The sequence below is a fragment of the Paenibacillus sp. RC84 genome, assembly GCF_041260495.1.
Classification (GTDB): domain Bacteria; phylum Bacillota; class Bacilli; order Paenibacillales; family NBRC-103111; genus Paenibacillus_F.
Genome location: NZ_JBGBYL010000005.1, coordinates 417,033 through 433,561, shown reverse-complemented (window position 1 = coordinate 433,561; position 16,529 = coordinate 417,033). Strand labels below are relative to the sequence as shown.

The 16,529-nt window shown below is 59.8% G+C and carries 9 protein-coding genes; 2 read left to right on the top strand and 7 right to left on the bottom strand.

The window, feature by feature from the left end; genetic code table 11:
• Positions 1–60 precede the first annotated feature (60 nt).
• Positions 61–621 (bottom strand): MarR family winged helix-turn-helix transcriptional regulator, encoded by a 561-nt coding sequence (locus ABH899_RS14510; RefSeq protein ID WP_218228798.1) that lies wholly within the window; start codon positions 619–621, stop codon positions 61–63.
• 290 nt (positions 622–911) lie between these two features.
• On the opposite strand from ABH899_RS14510, the gene ABH899_RS14505 reads away from it, so the two are divergent.
• Positions 912–2,531, top strand: a complete 1,620-nt coding sequence (locus tag ABH899_RS14505; RefSeq protein ID WP_369997334.1) for an ABC transporter substrate-binding protein — start codon at positions 912–914, stop codon at positions 2,529–2,531.
• An 89-nt stretch (positions 2,532–2,620) separates the two neighbouring features.
• Positions 2,621–3,637 carry an ABC transporter substrate-binding protein gene (locus ABH899_RS14500; protein ID WP_369997331.1) on the top strand — a complete coding sequence of 339 codons (1,017 nt, stop codon included), beginning with the start codon at positions 2,621–2,623 and terminating at the stop codon, positions 3,635–3,637.
• A 410-nt stretch (positions 3,638–4,047) separates the two neighbouring features.
• Here ABH899_RS14500 and ABH899_RS14495 read toward each other — a convergent pair whose 3' ends face one another.
• The 6 genes from ABH899_RS14495 to ABH899_RS14470 form a co-directional block, all read right to left on the bottom strand.
• The gene (locus ABH899_RS14495) at positions 4,048–4,245 is read right to left on the bottom strand and encodes an MbtH family protein (RefSeq protein ID WP_009676635.1); all 198 of its coding nucleotides are present in this window, start codon (positions 4,243–4,245) and stop codon (positions 4,048–4,050) included.
• Positions 4,229–11,488 (bottom strand): amino acid adenylation domain-containing protein, encoded by a 7,260-nt coding sequence (locus ABH899_RS14490; RefSeq protein WP_369997328.1) that lies wholly within the window; start codon positions 11,486–11,488, stop codon positions 4,229–4,231. The genes ABH899_RS14495 and ABH899_RS14490 overlap by 17 nt, the downstream gene beginning before the upstream one ends.
• Positions 11,488–12,552 carry an isochorismatase family protein gene (locus tag ABH899_RS14485; RefSeq protein WP_369997325.1) on the bottom strand — a complete coding sequence of 355 codons (1,065 nt, stop codon included), beginning with the start codon at positions 12,550–12,552 and terminating at the stop codon, positions 11,488–11,490. Before ABH899_RS14485 ends, ABH899_RS14490 begins: the two co-directional genes overlap by 1 nt.
• Positions 12,553–12,623: 71 nt before the next feature.
• On the bottom strand, positions 12,624–14,336 hold the full coding sequence (locus ABH899_RS14480; protein WP_369997323.1) for a (2,3-dihydroxybenzoyl)adenylate synthase: 1,713 nt from the start codon (positions 14,334–14,336) through the stop codon (positions 12,624–12,626).
• Complete coding sequence (gene dhbC / locus ABH899_RS14475) at positions 14,333–15,658, bottom strand: isochorismate synthase DhbC (protein WP_369997320.1); 1,326 nt, start codon at positions 15,656–15,658, stop codon at positions 14,333–14,335. Before dhbC ends, ABH899_RS14480 begins: the two co-directional genes overlap by 4 nt.
• Positions 15,659–15,681: 23 nt before the next feature.
• Entirely contained in the window at positions 15,682–16,491 is an 810-nt protein-coding gene (locus ABH899_RS14470; protein ID WP_369997317.1) for a 2,3-dihydro-2,3-dihydroxybenzoate dehydrogenase, read from the bottom strand.
• Positions 16,492–16,529: the final 38 nt, after the last annotated feature.

Genomic DNA, 16,529 nt, shown 5'->3' with positions numbered 1-16,529 from the left:
AAGTTGATTGGATTTAAAACAGATATATGATTAGATTATCTAACTACATGATCAAAAAAATTATCTGCCGGTTCCGAGCCGTTTTTCTATGCCTCTGTTAAGCTTAACGAGCATCCTATTAAACAGCTCCTGCTCCTCTTTATCCAATTCCTCGACGAGGGACGCGCAGGTGGACCAGAATTCGGGCAGCACCCGCTTAACCAACTCGCTCCCTTCGGGACTAAGCCGGATATGTGTCATTCGCCCGTCTTTGCTGTACGGCTCGCGGATGATCAGGTCTCTCTTGTCGAGCCAGTTCAATAAAGACGTCACCGAGGAGCGGCGTATTCCGAGCCGGTCCGCTATGGAAGAAGGGGTAACGAGCTCTTTGTCTTGATGAAGGGAGATCAGCAGCAGAATATCCATCTTGCTCTCCGTGATGTCATAATCGGACAAATGAATATCCATCACATCCAACACACTGTCCCCCAGCCAGAGCATAAGGAGGCCGGTAAGCGCGGAATCGCGGTCCGTATCGGAATTCGCGGTCCGTTCCAGCAAATCCAGGTAAGGCTTCGTCCCCAGTCTCGGCAGCTGCTGTTCGGTCGTATATTCCTTGGCGGGTTTTCTGTTCACGGTCATGCACCTCCCTTCTCCGTTATCCGCCTTTTCGTTGTTCGATCTTTCCCGGTGCAGCCTTCATCGTTCCTGTTAGTTAGATAATCTAATCAAAACCACTATAACGTATCGTTTTCGTTTTGGCAAGCGGCAGCACGGAGTTCGTAACCGAGCGGACCGGGTGTCCACTTTTCACGTCAGCCGGGAAAGAGCTTTTTCAAAAAGATGGTTAGGTCTGCCCTCATCGTCAATCTTTTGCTATACTAAACCTATAATTGATAATCATTATCACTGAAGGAGAGAAAATCATCGCCATGACCGATATCTCCAGCCCCCATACAGAGCCGGTTTCTACGGCTCATCTCTTTTATATCCCCTTTCGTATTACCGAAGTGGACAGCCAAGTTAAAGAGCTTGGCCGCAGCGAACGCACGGGTTGTTCCCGGATTTTCGTCGTTCTTGGCGGAAGCGGTGTGCTGCGCATACATGAAGAACCGTACGAAGTTTCCCGAGGAAGCATATATCTTTGCGACGATTTTCAGAAGCTGGACGTGACATCTCACGGCTTGCTGAAGGGTGTGCTTATCGAGTACCGGCGCTTGGGCACGGCAGACCCGGACACCGGTGTCTTGCAATGTCCCGAACCTCTGCACGGTTGCCCGGAAAAGCTCTTGAGACAGGCCGGCGAGCTGCAAAAACTATGGCGCGCGCCCAAGCTGGGCGGTCCTTTCCGGATACAGCAGCTGTTCACCGAATTGATGAACGGGCTCTACGAAGAGCTGGCTTCCAGGGAGAGGACCGGCCGCTCCTGGCTGAAGCAGAGCGTTAGTTTCATGGAAGCGCACTTTGTCGAGGACCTTACGCGGGATCAGCTGGCCGAAAGAGCGAATGTGAGCCCGGAGCACTTTTCCCGCGCCTTCCGTAAGTATACCGGGCGAACTTTCAACGAATATTTGACGCTGCTGCGGATTCGCGGCGCCCAGAAGCGGATTTTGACCGGTTCGCCGGACTTGAATACGCTCGCTCACGAGATAGGGTATAAAGAAGGCGCGTATTTAAGCCGTAAATTTAAAGAATCGGTAGGCGTTTCCCCTACCGTTTACCGGGGGAAGTCCAAGCGGATCGCCGCGCTTAATCAAAACTATACAGCTATTCTGACTGCGCTGGGGATTACTCCCGAGCTTGGCGTTTACACAGGCTGGACCGAGAAAATCGCGGGGGGTCCCGAAATACCGGAGGGGCAGAAATTCAACCCTTACGGCCGTACTTCCTCCAGTTTTTACGAAGCGGTTGCCGCCGCCCGTCCGGACATCATTATCAGCTATGATACGGAAGAAGAAAATAGGTCCCTTCTTCCGCTTGCCCCGGTGCTGGAACTGCCTTTCAAAACGATGAGCTGGCGGGAACAGTTCCGGATGATCGCCGACATCGTAAACAAACGCCGGGAGGCAGAAGAATGGCTGGCGCTCTACGACAAGCGGCTCATTCCGATTAACCGGCAGCTGGACCGGCAGCTTGGAAGCCGGGGTACGGCGGCCGTCTGGGAAATCGGCCCGGACAAGGCTTACGGCTTCGGAAGCAGTCACGGCAGGAGCTGCCAGATTTTGTATGACGACATCGGGTTTCGTCCGCCTGAGCGGATGCTCGAGCAGGGCTTATCGTGGCGCGGGTACGTGGAGACCTCTGTGGAAGCTATCGTGCAATATGCCGCCGATCATATTTTTATTACCTCGCTGCCCTGCGATTCTCATGGACGGCAGCGTCTGATGCGGCTGTTCCGGTCGCCGGAATGGCTGGCGCTCGATGCCGTCCGCCGGCGCAGGGTTTACCTGCTGGATCAACCGGAGCTGTTCTTCGGCTTCGATCCGCTCTCCTCGCTGGAACAGCTGCGCGTTTTAATGAACGTATTGACGCCGGATCACAAATTTACATGATCGGATATCATGTATGTGTATCGTTCTTGGGATCTTTCCGCTGTACATTTAATGAGAATGATTATCATTTTTATTTAGGAGGACAACCCATGTTTTCTCATCAGCGATTCGCCCGATACCGTTTGCAGGCGGCAGCAACTGCCTTCCTTCTGCTCGCGGCCGTTATTCTATCCGGCTGCGGCGGACGCGAGGACTCGGCTGCCGGCAATACCGTGTCCGGCACAATGAACGTACAAGCTTCGGATGTGAGCGGGAATGGAACCGGTACAACGAAAGAAGAAAAATTCAAAAAGGTCTCCACTGTCAAAGGGGAGATTCAAATTCCCGCCCATCCGCAGCGGATCGTCGCAGAGGAATATCTGGGCAGCTTGATCGCCCTTAATGTCATACCCGCCGGAGCGCCGGGATTAACCCTGAACAATTATTATTACAAAAAAGCGTTGAACGGAGTTGCGGATACGGGAACTTACGGAAAACCTTCCGTAGAGCGTATAGCCGGGCTGGAGCCCGATCTCATCATTACCGGGAACGCCGAGACTTACGAACAGCTCAGCAAAATCGCACCGACCCTGGTCATACCGTACGGCACATTGAAAAACGCGCGCGAGGAACTGGAATACTTCGGCACCTTGCTCGGCAAAGAAACCGAAGCCAAGTCATGGCTTGCGGATTACGACCGGCGCATCGCCGCGGCCAAGTCCAAAGTCGATGCCGTCCTGCCTGCCGATGCTTCTTTTTCCATCATGGAAAGCTCGGATAAAAACATATGGGTTTACGGGGATAATTTCGGACGCGGAGGTCAGCCGGTGTACCAGGCTCTGGGCCGAAAACCCCCTGCCGAAATCTCCGACGAACTCATGAAAAAACAGTGGGCCGAAATCTCGGCCGAAATGCTGGGACGTTATGCGGGAGATTACATCATCGTGACCGCTAACAACAAAACCGCCGAAGACTTCCGCACCGATCCGGTTTGGAGCACGCTGCCTGCCGTCAAGAACGGAAAACTGTACGTGTGGCCGGAAGAACGTTCCTGGTACTACGACCCGCTTGCCGTACTTTCCCAGACCGAAGAATTAGCGGAGTGGTTAGTCAAGACCGGCAAGTAAAAGATCGGGCCGGAAGAGACACCTGTTTAGGCTCTCCCCCTTACTGTATCTCTTCTTCATCCATCTGCCCCCTCTCCATCGCATAGGTTTAACCGGGCCGCTCTTCTGGCAAGAGCGGTTTTTCCGCTTAGAAGGATTTGGGAAGACAGCGCTGTTTTGCCGCTGTCTGCTCTCCCGACCAGACCCTCCGCCGCTTTGCGACTACGCCCGTTCTGCGTCGGTAAGATACAGCGCAGCGCTATATGTAACAACGGTTCTTTTCCATGGAGGAGAGATAAAAAAGACGGTATCCGGGCAATATTACCCGGTACCGTCTTCCTTTATTTGCATTCGCGCTTTTTAGGATAAGCGAAGTCAAGAGGGTCCCTAGCGGTTCGGAAAACTCCGCTTCCATCGGATGCTCTTTCTCGTTACTCCCGCAGACTGGCCGGCCTCATATCGGTCCAACTGCTCTCGATATAGTCGAGACATTCCTGGTGCGTGCCTTCCTCCAGAACGGCCGTCCAGCCGTCCGGTGTCCGGATAAAAGCGGGCCAAAGCGAATACTGCCCTTCGACGTTGACAAGAACCCGGAAGGAACCGCTCTGATCGTCAAACGGATTGCCCATGGAAACTTCCCTCCCCTTCCTTCATGTTTGCGGATGACAGCTTTCCGGCCAGCATACGGCCGATGATGGACAACGGTCCCGGTTGGCACAAATCTTTGTGCCGGCATTCGATATCGTGACGCTCGATTTGTCCTCCCACATAAGGAATCCACATATCGGGATCGATAGGATCGAACCAGTCCGGAATGATCGTCGAATGGAAAAACAGAAGATCGCCCTCGTATTTCTCCGGCACATAGGCCGCCAAAATTTTGACCGAGTTTTCGTAGGTTACACGCAGCTGGCGGATCGTCTCGACACTCAGCGAAGCCAGCGCGCTGTTGTCTCCGCGCAAAATCTCAATCGCGGTTTCCATCGTCAGCGGCTCGTCTCCGATGCTGTCGGGGTCGTACCCGCCGAGAGCGAGCAGAGCAGTCAGCGCCTCTTCTTCATCCGGCTCTCCCCGCAGCGGCAGGTAGTGGCTCGGATAGGCGTCCAGCATGGCCAGAAACTCGACGGATTCGCCTTCCTTCTGAAGCTGCACCGCCATGGCGTGAGCCACGTTGCCTCCCAGCGACCATCCGAGCAGGCGGTACGGACCCGCCGGCTGGACGGTTCGGATGCAGCGGATGTAATCCTCCGTCATCTCGCCCAGCGTCTGCGGAAGCCGGTCGGGACCGGCTATGCCTCTCGCCTGCAGCCCGTAGATCGGAACGTCCGGATTCAGATGTTTCATCAAGCCGGCGTAGCACCAGCTGAGTCCTCCGGCCGGATGCACGCAGAACAGCGGTGCGCCGGAACCGTTGGACCGCAGCGGCAGCAGCATCTCCAGCGCCCCGTCACCCGTATCCTCTTCAAGCCTCGCGGCAAGTCCGGCCACTGTAGGCGTTTCGAACAGAAGACCGATACCGGGATCTTTGCCCCATACCTCCCGTATCCGGCTCATGAGACGGACGGCCAGCATCGAATGCCCGCCCAGTTCGAAAAATCCGTCGTCGATCCCGACATCCTCCAGGCCGAGCGTTTCCGCGAACAGTCCGCACAGCACTTCTTCCTGCGGCGTCCGGGGACTCCGGCTTCCGTTTGCGGAAGCGTAGACGGGTGCCGGCAGCGCTTTGCGGTCGAGTTTGCCGTTAACGGTCAGCGGCAGACTGTCCAGCACGACGATGCCGGAAGGGACCATATGATCCGGCAGCGCCGCGGAGGCGTGCAGGCGGATCATACCCGTGTCCGGCACTTCGCCGGACGGAGCGGGAACGATATACGCCGCCAGCCGTTTGTCACCCGGCTGATCCTCCCGCAGGACGACGGCCGCCTGCGCAACCGCCGGGTGCTTCTCCAGCACGGCTTCGATTTCGCCCGGCTCGATCCGGAAGCCGCGCAGCTTCACCTGCTGGTCGGCCCGGCCCAAGTACTCCAGAGAGCCGTCGGCGAATCTCTTGGCAAGATCCCCCGTCCGGTACATCCGGCTTCCCCGAGTACCGAACGGATCGGCGACAAAACGCTGAGCGGACAGCTCCGGCTTTTGCCAGTAGCCTCTTGCAAGTCCCGCTCCGGACACGTACATCTCCCCGCTCACGCCGAAGGGAACAGGCTCCAGGTTATCGTCCAGCACGTATACGTCCAGGTCGGGAATCGGTACGCCGATCACGCTGCCGGACCCCGCCTCCGCGCTGCGGCGGTCTAACGGATAGTAACTCACATGCACGGTTGTCTCCGTTATGCCGTACATATTGACGAGTCTCGGGAAATGATCCGGATGGCGGCTGTACCACTCCTTCAGTTTTCCGGGATCGAGCGCTTCCCCTCCGAAAATGACATGCTTGAGCGAAAGAGCAGAAGCTCTCTCTGACTGCTCCCGGTCCGCCTGAATCAGCTGATAGAAAGCGGAAGGCGTCTGATTGAGCACCGTAACGCCCTGCTCTTCCAGCAGACCCAGGAATTCGGAAGGCGACCGGCTTACGGAGAACGGCACGACGACGAGCTTCCCTCCATACAACAGTGCGCCCCATAGCTCCCATACGGAGAAGTCGAAGGCGTACGAGTGGAACAGCGTCCAGGTGTCCGTCTCATCGAAGCTGAACCATTCCTCTGTCGATTCCATCAGCCGGATCACATTTTCATGAGGAATAACGACCCCTTTGGGGCGGCCCGTCGAACCTGACGTATAAATGAGATACGCGGGATGGAGAGCGTTATGTCTTCCTGCACGCAGAGCCGGTTCGGGATCAGAAACCGGCAGCTGCCGCAGGCGCTCCTCGCAGTAAAAATCGCCCAGTACCACGACTTTCAGGCCGCTTCGTTCCGGCAGACCTGCAGCGGCGTCCGCCGAAATAACAAGAATCGAAGGTCCCGCATCTTCCAGCATGTAAGCCAGCCTGTCGGCCGGATAATCGGGATCGAGGGGCAGATAAGCCGCTCCCGTTTTCAGCACGCCCAGTACGGCGGCCGGAAGATCCGCCGATCTCGGCAGAGCCAGGGCTACGAACTGCTCGGGTCCGGCTCCCTCCTCCATCAAGAGGCGGGCGATCCGGTTGGCCCGTTCGTTGAGCTGCCGATAGCTCAGCGTCTGCGTGCCGTACACGACAGCGGGAGCATCCGGCCGGAGTACCGCCTGCCCTTCGAACAGCTCCGTGAGGGTGCGTCCGGTGGCGGACAGCTTGCCGCCTGCGGTCGTTTGCTCGGCAGCCTCCGGTTTCGGCTTGGCCGTGAGCGCAAGCCTCTCTTCCTCCAGCAGCACGCTTATGCGGCCGACCGGCTGATCGGGCTGCGCCGCAGCTTGTTCCAGCAGCTTCAGGAACCGCCTGGTAAATGCTTCAGCCGTGTGCGGCAGGTACAAATCCACGCTGTATTCCAGCAAACCTTCTATGCCGCATGGTTCTCCGTCCGAGCGCCGGTGTTCTGTAAGTTCGAATGTAAGATCGAACTTCGATGAACCTGTCCCCCGCAGCTCCAGCTTCGAGACGATTCCCGGCAGATCCAGCCTTGTGGCCGGCGTATTTTGCAGCACTAGCATAATCTGAAACAACGGATGCCGCGAACGGGACCGTGCCGGGCTCAGCGCCTCGACCAGCCGCTCGAACGGCAGCTCCTGATTCTCGTAGGCGCTCAGATCCGTCTGCCGGACACGTGCGAGCAGCTCGCGGAACGTGGGCTGTCCGGAAAGATCCGCCCGGAGCACGAGCGTGTTGATAAACATGCCCACGAGCGATCCGGTCGCTTCGTCCGGCCGGCCCGCGGCGGGACTTCCGACCGGAATATCCTCGCCGCCGCCCAACCGGGACAGCAGCGCCGCCAGCGCCGCATGCAGCACCATGAACAAGCTGGCTTTCCCTTCGGCCGCCAGTTCGAGCAGCTGCGCATGCAATTCTTCGCCGATCCGGAACGGAATCACACCCCCGGCTTGTCCGGACACGGACGGGCGCGGATGGTCGGCCGGCAGCGGCAGCTCCTCGGGCAGACCCCGCAGCACCTCTTTCCAGTACGCCAGCTGGCTTCCCATCAGACTCTGCGGCTCCCCTTCTTCTTCCAGCAGCTTTTCCTGCCACAGTGTAAAATCGCCGTACCGGACCGGAGTATCGCTGAATGACGGGTCACGGCCTGCAATCCGGGCCGCATAGGCGGCGGACAGATCCGACGCGATAACCGAGAGCGACCAGCCGTCTGCCGCGATATGATGCACGACGAGCAGCAGGACGTATTCCTCTTCATCCCGTTCAAAAAGGACCGCTTTCAGCGGGATCTCGGAAGACAGCTCGAATCCGTGACGAACTTCCCGGTCGAGCGCTTCCTGCCAGTCGTCTCCCTCCAGGCCCGCTGCCGGAACAACCTGAAACACAAACATATCGGCCGCTGCTTCGCGATCCATTATGCGGATCTGCGGCATGCCGTCAGGCGTTTCCGGAAATACGGTGCGCAGCGGCTCGTGACGTCCGGCAACGTCGAGCAGGGCCTGCTTCAGCGCCTGACGGTCCAGCTTCCCGGAGAGTGCGCACACCAGCGGGATGTTGTAGGTGGAACTCGGGCCCTCCAGGCGATATAAGAACCACAAGCGTCTCTGGGCCCTCGATAGAGGGACAGCGACCCCCGGAGCGGCCGGAACGACCGGCGGGATAGGCGTTCCCTTCCGGCCCAGCAGCTGTGCAAGTTCACGAACCGTCGGCGCTTCGAATATGCCGGACAACCGCACATCTATTCCCGTCGTTTCGCGTATGCGCAGAACCGCTCGTCCGGCCAGAAGCGAATGCCCGCCCAGACGGAAAAAGTCGTCGTCGATGCCAACCGAGGACATGCCGAGCACCTCCGCGAATACCTGGCAAAGCAGTTCCTCGTGAGGCGTCCGTGCGGAATCTTCTTTTGCGGCGCCGGACATTTGCGGAACGGGCAGCGCCTTGCGGTCGACTTTTTTATTAGGCGTCAGCGGAAGGCTCGCCAGGGTAACCCAGACAAGCGGGACCATATATTCAGGCAACTCCTGCTGAAGCTGGTTTTTCAATTGGGCATGATCCGGTTCATGAAGCTCCTCGGGCACGACATACGCGGTGAGCCTCCGCTCCCCCGGCCTGTCTTCCCTGACCACGACAACCGCTTGAGCTATGCCGGGCTGTCCGGCGATACGGGATTCGATTTCGCCGAGTTCGATCCGGAAGCCGCGTAATTTTACCTGATGATCCGCCCGGCCCAGATAATCGATGCTTCCGTCCGGAAGCCAGCGGGCCAGATCGCCCGTGCGGTACATGCGCGAACCCGGTTCTCCCCACGGATCGGCTACAAAACGCTCCGCCGTTTGAACGGGTTTGTTCAAATAACCGCGGGCCACTCCGGCGCCTGCGATGTACAGTTCCCCTTCGGCTCCCGGAGGGACGGGCTGGAGCCCGGCATCCAGGATATACGTCCGGGTGTTGGCGATCGGCGGACCGATCGGAGGCTTGATCATCGAACCCCCTGGAAGTGCGGCCGCGGTAGAATAGATGGCCGTTTCCGTCGGGCCGTATTGGTTGTGCACCTCGCAGCCAAGTTCCTGCAGGGCAAGCTGGAGGCTCAGGGGCAAAGCTTCCCCTCCCGCAATGACACGCAGGCCATCGAGCCTTCCCGGTCTCGCCGATACGAGCGCCTGCCACAAAGTCGGCGTCGCCTGCATGATGGAGGCTCCGGTTGACCGGATTCTGCGGGCTAGAGCTCCCGGCTCGAGAATCAGCTCCCGGGATGCGATATCCAGGCAAGCGCCTCCGATCAGCGGCAGTAAAATCTCCATTACGGAAATATCGAAAGCAATGGTCGTCACCGATAAGAAGCTGTCTCCTTCTTGAAGACGGAACTTCCTCTGCATGGCGTCGAGCAGATTGGCGAGGCCGCCATAGGTTACGGGCACGCCTTTCGGCCTGCCGGTGGAGCCGGAGGTATAAATCACATAAGCGGGATGGAGCGGAGACGGGCGCAGCGGATGACATTCGGCATCTGCATGGTCTCCGGTTTCCGGAGTGGAACCGGGACTTTCCGCGCGGTCTCCCTTGCCCAGTTGATCGATCAGCAGCAGGGACACGTTCCCCGTATCCGGCAGCGAACGCATCGACTCCGTATCCGTCAGGAGGCAGGCCGGCTGCGCATCGTCCAGCATGTAGGCGATGCGCTCCGCCGGATAGTCCGGATCAACCGGCAAATAGGCCGCTCCCAGCCGGAGAACCGCCAGGATGGAAACGACGGCCGCCTCGCTCCGCGGGAGCGCAATCGCGACGAGCCGCTCCGGCCCGATCCCGAGCCGTCTAAGCTCCGCGCCAAGAACCGCTGCCTGCCGGTCCAGCTCCGCGTACGTCAGCGTCCGTCCGCCGCACAGAACGGCAGCCGCATGGGGCGAAAGCTCCGCACGCCGGCGGATCAGCTCCGCGGGTGAATCTCCGGGCACGTCGCAAGCGGTATCGATCCAGCGGTTCAGGAGCAGGTCCTTCTCCGAAGGCAGCAGGGTGTCCAGCAGTCCGGCGGGCGTATCCGGGTTAGCGAAGGCGGCCGATTCGAGGAAGCTGAGGAAACGGCGCCGGTGGCCCGAAAGTTCCTGCTCGCTGTAAATGCCGGGATTCGCATCGAAATCGATCTGCAAGCCGTCACCGTCCGAGGCTTCATAAATATGCAGAGACAGATTGTCGGCGGGTCCTGCGTAAATGGAGTGCCGAACCGTTCCGGCCGAGGCGAAAGAAGGGGTTTCAACGAACGGAATGATGTTGATCATCGGCCCGTAAAGCCTTCGCCTCTCGCCCAGCAAACCCAGATCTCTTACAAGATCATGCTGCCGGTAGCGCTGATGCCTGCGGAGTTTGCGCAGTTCCGCCGCAACTTGCTGTCTCAAGTCTCCCCAGCTCGTTTCCGGCTTGACGGTCAGGCACAGCGGCAGGACGTTCATGACCATACCGGGTACATTCAGGGCGGAGCTGCCCAGCCGGTTCATCAAAGGAAGGCCGAGCCGGATATCCGCGGAGCCCGTCATCCGGTGCACGTAAGCGGCGGCGGCGGCCAGCACCGCTTCCGCCCAGCTGCATCCGGCCTCGGCGGCGGATTCGGTCAGCACGCGGCTTGCCGCGGCAGCAAGTCGTCCAGACTGCCGAAGAGGGCTGCCGTCCGGGCTGTTTCCGCCTCTGCCCATGACGGAAGAGTCGGGGGCGTCCGCGAGCTTGTCCAGCCAGTACGCCCGGTCCTGTCCGTGCTGCCCCGATGCCCGGTATGCTTCCTCCTCGCGGAGAACTTGCTCGGGAGAACCGAAATTATGCGGCGGAACGGGTCGGCCGGATGCGAGAGCGGTATAAATCTGAGACGCTCTCCGGTGAAGCAGCGCATAGCCGTACGCGTCGATCAGTATATGATGAATGCGCTGATACCAGCACCAGCGGTCGGAAGCCAGCCGGATCAGCGCCTGGGTAAACAAGGGTCCTTCCGCGAGTTCCACGGGCTTCTGCAAATCCTGGCGCATCCAGGCTTCCGCCTCGGCATGAGGATGATTCATCCGGCTGACGTCTATTTTCAGCAGAGCCCAGTCCGTTTCGGGTCCCAGCTCCTGCCACGGTCCGTCGCCGTCCTCGCCGAAACGGGCGTGCAGCCACTTCGCTTCCTGCACCGTCAGCCGCAGCGCTTGTTCCAGTAGTTCCTCGTTTATGTCTCCGTGAATCTCCAGCCATTCCGCCGTGTTGTAAACGGAACGCTGTGCGTCCATTTGATGGGCGTACCAGATTCCTTGCTGAGCGCCGGAAAGCGGCAGCCGGAGGGCGCTCTCTATCATCAACGCTCCCCCCTTGCGGCCGCATCGTAATAATCCCCGTTCGGGACGAAGGTTACGGTTCTGGAAGCCAGCAGTCTGCTCCAGGCAAGCAGCGTCGGTTCTTCGGCAAGCTCCGCGAACGTGACGGACGCCCCCAGGCTTCTCCAGCGTTCGGCCAATGTCATAATCCGGATGGAGTCGAGTCCCCAATATTCCGGCAGATTATCCTCGTCTCCTATCGCATCCGGCCGCTCCCGCAAAAGCCCGGCAACCTGCTGCCGCAGAGCCGACAAAGCAAACGCGTACGGGTCGGGAGCGCCCGTCGCTTCCGGCCCGTCCGTCGGGCCGTCGGCCGCGGCGGTCTCGGCGGCTGCGCCGTTTAAGGAGACGGCTGCGCTTGAAACAGTCCCCGTTTCCGCCTGCCCGAGGTTCACACCCTCCGGAGTCTCTTTTGCCCACTGCGCCAGCAGCTGCTCCGTCGTCAGTGTGAACGCGCAGCGCTCGGCCGCGTATTCCAGCGCCAGGTCGTGTTTTTCCCGCGAAAAATCGGCGAGAGCGTCACTGACCATAAAGGCCTCGATATCTCTCATAAAAGCCTCGCAGGCCGTCATCAAACAGCCGATATGGGCATAAATTCCGACGATAATCAGTTGGTCCCGTCCCATCGCTTTCAACTGCTCGGCCAAATCCGTTTTCTGAAAAGCGCTGTAGCGCCATTTGGTCAGCCGGATATCGTTGTCCCCCGGTTCCAGTTCCGCAATGATTTGCTGTTCCCTAGGGTCTGGGCCGATACCGGACCCCCAAAAATCTTGAAGCAGCCTGCGCTGTTCGGGTGTCTGGGCACCGGGCTGGGCCGAATAAATAACCGGCACACCCAGTTCTCTGCAGCGATTTGCGAGCAGCCGGATATGCTCCGTCAGCTCAACCCCGGGCGATTGTCCCGGTTCGAAGCAGTCCATAAAATACTGCTGCATATCGTGAATAAGGAACGCCGCCCGGGACGGGTCGGGTGTCCAGGAAACCCGGTTTACGGGTAAATCCTCCGCCGTAGGCATCGGGTATGATTGTACGGATGGTATTGCCATTTCAATCCTCTCCTTGTCAGGCTCTATAAAGTTAGCCGGGCTATCCTTGTCCGATGACCCGCTGTGCGAATCTAGCTTTTAACTCCGGCTTCTTCCAGCAGCAAAGCCCCAATACGCTGGCGAAGATCCTTCTTGCTCACCTTGCCGACTCCCGTCTGGGGAAACGAGTCGATGAATTCGAACCGGTCCGGGATTTTATAAGCGGCCAGGCCGCGGAGGCGGAGGAAGGAACGCAGTTCGTCGCCCCCCGTATGAGGATCCCTCGACAAAATAAAAGCGCAGGAACGCTCGCCCAGAAATTCGTCGGGCATCGCCACGATCGCGGCGTCCCGGACGGCGGGATGGGCAAGCAGATGGTTTTCCACTTCCTCCGTGCCTACTTTGTCGCCCCCCCGGTTAATCTGATCCTTGGCTCTGCCTTCCACCACGAGATTACCCTCAGGGGTCAAACGTGCCAGGTCTCCCGTCCGGTAAAAGCCGTCCGGCGTAAAGCTGCGCGCATTGTGCTCGGGGGCTTTGTAATAGCCGCGAATGGTATAAGGTCCCCGGGTAAGCAGATGACCGATCGTTCCCGGAGCCGCCGGACGATCCTCGTCATCGAGAATAAGCACCTCGTCAAGCGGTGACATGGGCCGTCCTTGTGTGCCCGTAATGACGCTTTCCGCATCATCCAGCCGGGTGTAATTCACAAGACCTTCGGCCATGCCGAAAACCTGCTGGAGCGTACAGCCCAGCTCGGGCTTGACGCGCTTGGCCGCCTCCTCGCTGAATTTGGCTCCGCCTACTTGAAGAACCTGGAGCGGATGAAGGTTTTCGCCTCTCGTCCGGGCGGCTTCCAGCCAGACAAGCGCCAGTGGCGGAACGACGGCCGCAATGGTGCACTTTTCCTTCCTGATCAGCGGAAACACCTCGTCCGGACTGCCCGAACGCGCAAGCACGACCGTGCCTCCGGCGTACAAGGTTCCGAGCGCCCCGGGCGAGCTCAGCGGAAAATTATGCGCGACCGGCAAAGCGGCCAGATATACGCTGCCGCCGTCCAGCCCGCATACTTCCACGCTGCGCCGAAGGCTGTATATGTAATCGTCATGCGTACGCGGGATGAGCTTGGGAAGCCCCGTGCTTCCGCCGGACAATTGCAGAAAAGCGGTGTCTCCGGGAGCGGGCCCGGCATCCCGCGTATCCGGCTGATCTTCCGGACCATCGGATGCTTGTCCCTCGGATCTATCCACCTGTAAGGGATGTAATTTACCCGGAATAGCCGGAATTTCGTGTACGTACGTTTCTTCCAGGCTCTGATGATCACCCGGATTTCCGGCGACGAGTACGTGACGGAGGCCCGGAACTTCGGCTTTCACTTCCGAAGCCAGCGTGCGGTAGTCGAAGCCGGCGTACTTGTCGATGGTGATATAGGCCGCCGCTTCCGAATAGGAAGCGATATGAACAATCTCGCTCCGGCGATGGAGCGGCAGTGCAAAGACGGGAAGAGCGCCAAGCCGGAACAGCGCAAAAATCACATCAAAGAAAACCGGCACGTTCGGAAGCTGCACGACGACCCGGTCGCCTTTCCGGATTCCGAGTCTTTTCAAACCGGCAGCCAGCCGGTCGGCGTTCAAATCCAGCTCGGCGTAGCTGACACGCGCTTCACCGCCGACAATGGCGGTCCGGTCCCCATGAGCGGCGGCGCGTTCGCGGAGCATCCCGCCGAACGTTTCACCGCGCCAGCAGCCCGCTTCGCGGTACTTCCGGACGAACTCGTCCGGCCAGTACGGATAATCTTCGCTCATACGCCTTTCCCTCCCCCGCCGCTTCCCGTCTCCGGGTCCATTCCCATCGCGAGAAGCAGCGTTTTGAGCTTCGAGGAGGTTTCGGCCAGCTCGGCAGCGGGGTCAGAACCTTCGACAATCCCGGCGCCCGCGTATAAAGTCACGGCATCTTCCCCGATCTCCGCACAGCGGATCGTCACCGCCCACTCGCCGTCGCCCGCCGCATCGCACCAGCCGACCATGCCGGTAAAATACCTCCGGTCGAACGATTCGAGCTCGCGGATGGCGGTTCTCGCGGGACCTGTCGGGGTGCCGCATACCGCTGGCGTCGGGTGCATGGCGACCGCCAGTTCAAGGGAACTAGCCGCCGGTTCCAGCAGCTCTCCGGTCACCTTCGTGGACAGATGCCACATCGTTTTGGTCCCGATGACCGAAGGCTCGGCCGGTACGTCGAGCTTCCGGCAGTAAGGCCGGAGTGCGGAGGCTACCGCTTCGACCACAACCGCATGCTCGTGGCGGTCTTTGGCCGACAGCAGGAGCGCGTCTGCACGCCGCTTGTCCTCGGCGGGATCGCTGCTGCGGGCGGCCGAGCCTGCCAAGGGGTTGGCCGTGACCAGCTGGCCCGAGCGCGCCACAAGCAGCTCCGGACTGGCGCCGATCAGCGTGCGAGCGGCAGAAGCCGGCGCCGCGCCTTGGCCCTGTCCGGCGTTGTGGCCGCTGCCGGCCGCTGCAGATTGCAGCCCCCGCAAAGGAACGGCAAACGTGTAGCCGCCTGTGTTGCCTGCCGCGAGGCGGCGCAGGAGACGTTCCGTTTGCACGGGCGGGCAATTTTCCAGCCGCAGCGAACGCGACAAGACGACCTTGCGCAGTTTGCCGGACCGGAGCTGCTCCAGTCCTTTTCGCACCGCCGCCTCGTAATCGGATTCCGTTGGAAACGAGACGATGTTGAAGGTTCCGCCAGCGGATTCCCCGGCAAAAACAGGACGGTCCGTATCGCCCGCAATCTCGGCAAGGGCCTCCTCCGATTCCGGCAGGGGACCCGCCCACAGGGTTTGCAGCGGAACGAACAGCTCGGGTCTGACACTGCTGTTCACGGTGAACGGAATCGCGCCGACGATAACGGGTTCGGCGGCATTACCCGCACGGACACCCGTCAGCAGGTCCGCGACCCGGCGGGGCAGCCGCTCCAGGTCTTCCCCTTTCCCGTCAACGGAAAGTCGGACAAGCTCCCCTTCCGCAAGCAGCGTCCGGCGGGGCGAGCCGAAATAAAACGCCGAGCCTTCGCTGTATTTATCGAGCAAGTCGGCCGGGGATAACAATTTTTCTTTTTGTCCCAGCATCATGTTTATCCACTCCTTTTTATCTGTCAGCGGCCTAGCGTGGCTCCGCCGTCGATTCGAATATCGTGAAGCGTTATATGACCCGCCTGATCCGACGAGAGAAAAGCCGCGGCCCAGGCGATATCCTCCGGAGTCGCCAGCTTCCCGAGCGGAATGCCCAGCTTGTACAGTTCCGGCGACCCCGAAATCGTCTTGAATTCCCCGCTTTCGTCTTCCCACATGCCCCGCTGCATCGGTGTGTCCGTCGATCCCGGGGAAACGATATTACAGCGGATTCCCTCCGCGGCATGTTCAAGACCCAGGCATTTCAGCATCATGGCCGCGGCGGCTTTGGAAGCGGCGTAGGCGCTCATGCCGTAACGCGGCACGGTCCCCGCGTTAGAGCCGATCAGCACGATCGACCCCCTGCGGCGCTTGGACATGCGGCTGATGACGGAGCGGCACACATAGAAGGCGCCGCTCGTGTTCACGGCGAATGTCCGCTCCCACTCCTCGTCGCCGAGCGTTGCTCCGGTTCCGTGCTGCAGCACTCCCGCCGCATGCACGAGTATATCGACCGGGCCCTGCTCACGCTCGATACGGGCAATGACTTCTTCCACGCTCCTGCTGTCCGACACGTCGGCTGCATAGGCTGCGGCGGAAGCGCCCGAGCTGGCCAAAGCTTCGGCTGACCGCTCCACCTTCTCCCCTTGGAGATCTACGGCGGCAATTACGGCGCCCAGGCCCGCAAGAACGGCTGCCGCCGCTTCACCGATGCCTTGAGCGGCTCCGGTCACGACGGCAACTTTGCCGGAGATTCCCGTGTACGGCGCACCTGCAAACGGGCTTTCTTTCATCCTTCAATTCGCTCCCTTCCATTGGCTGTATTTCCTGC

Coding starts and splice junctions, on each gene's coding strand:
- ABH899_RS14510 (WP_218228798.1), bottom strand. CDS start 621: ATGACCGTGAACAGAAAACCCGCCAAGGAATATACGACCGAACAGCAG.
- ABH899_RS14505 (WP_369997334.1), top strand. CDS start 912: ATGACCGATATCTCCAGCCCCCATACAGAGCCGGTTTCTACGGCTCAT.
- ABH899_RS14500 (WP_369997331.1), top strand. CDS start 2,621: ATGTTTTCTCATCAGCGATTCGCCCGATACCGTTTGCAGGCGGCAGCA.
- ABH899_RS14495 (WP_009676635.1), bottom strand. CDS start 4,245: ATGGGCAATCCGTTTGACGATCAGAGCGGTTCCTTCCGGGTTCTTGTC.
- ABH899_RS14490 (WP_369997328.1), bottom strand. CDS start 11,488: ATGATAGAGAGCGCCCTCCGGCTGCCGCTTTCCGGCGCTCAGCAAGGA.
- ABH899_RS14485 (WP_369997325.1), bottom strand. CDS start 12,552: ATGGCAATACCATCCGTACAATCATACCCGATGCCTACGGCGGAGGAT.
- ABH899_RS14480 (WP_369997323.1), bottom strand. CDS start 14,336: ATGAGCGAAGATTATCCGTACTGGCCGGACGAGTTCGTCCGGAAGTAC.
- dhbC (WP_369997320.1), bottom strand. CDS start 15,658: ATGATGCTGGGACAAAAAGAAAAATTGTTATCCCCGGCCGACTTGCTC.
- ABH899_RS14470 (WP_369997317.1), bottom strand. CDS start 16,491: ATGAAAGAAAGCCCGTTTGCAGGTGCGCCGTACACGGGAATCTCCGGC.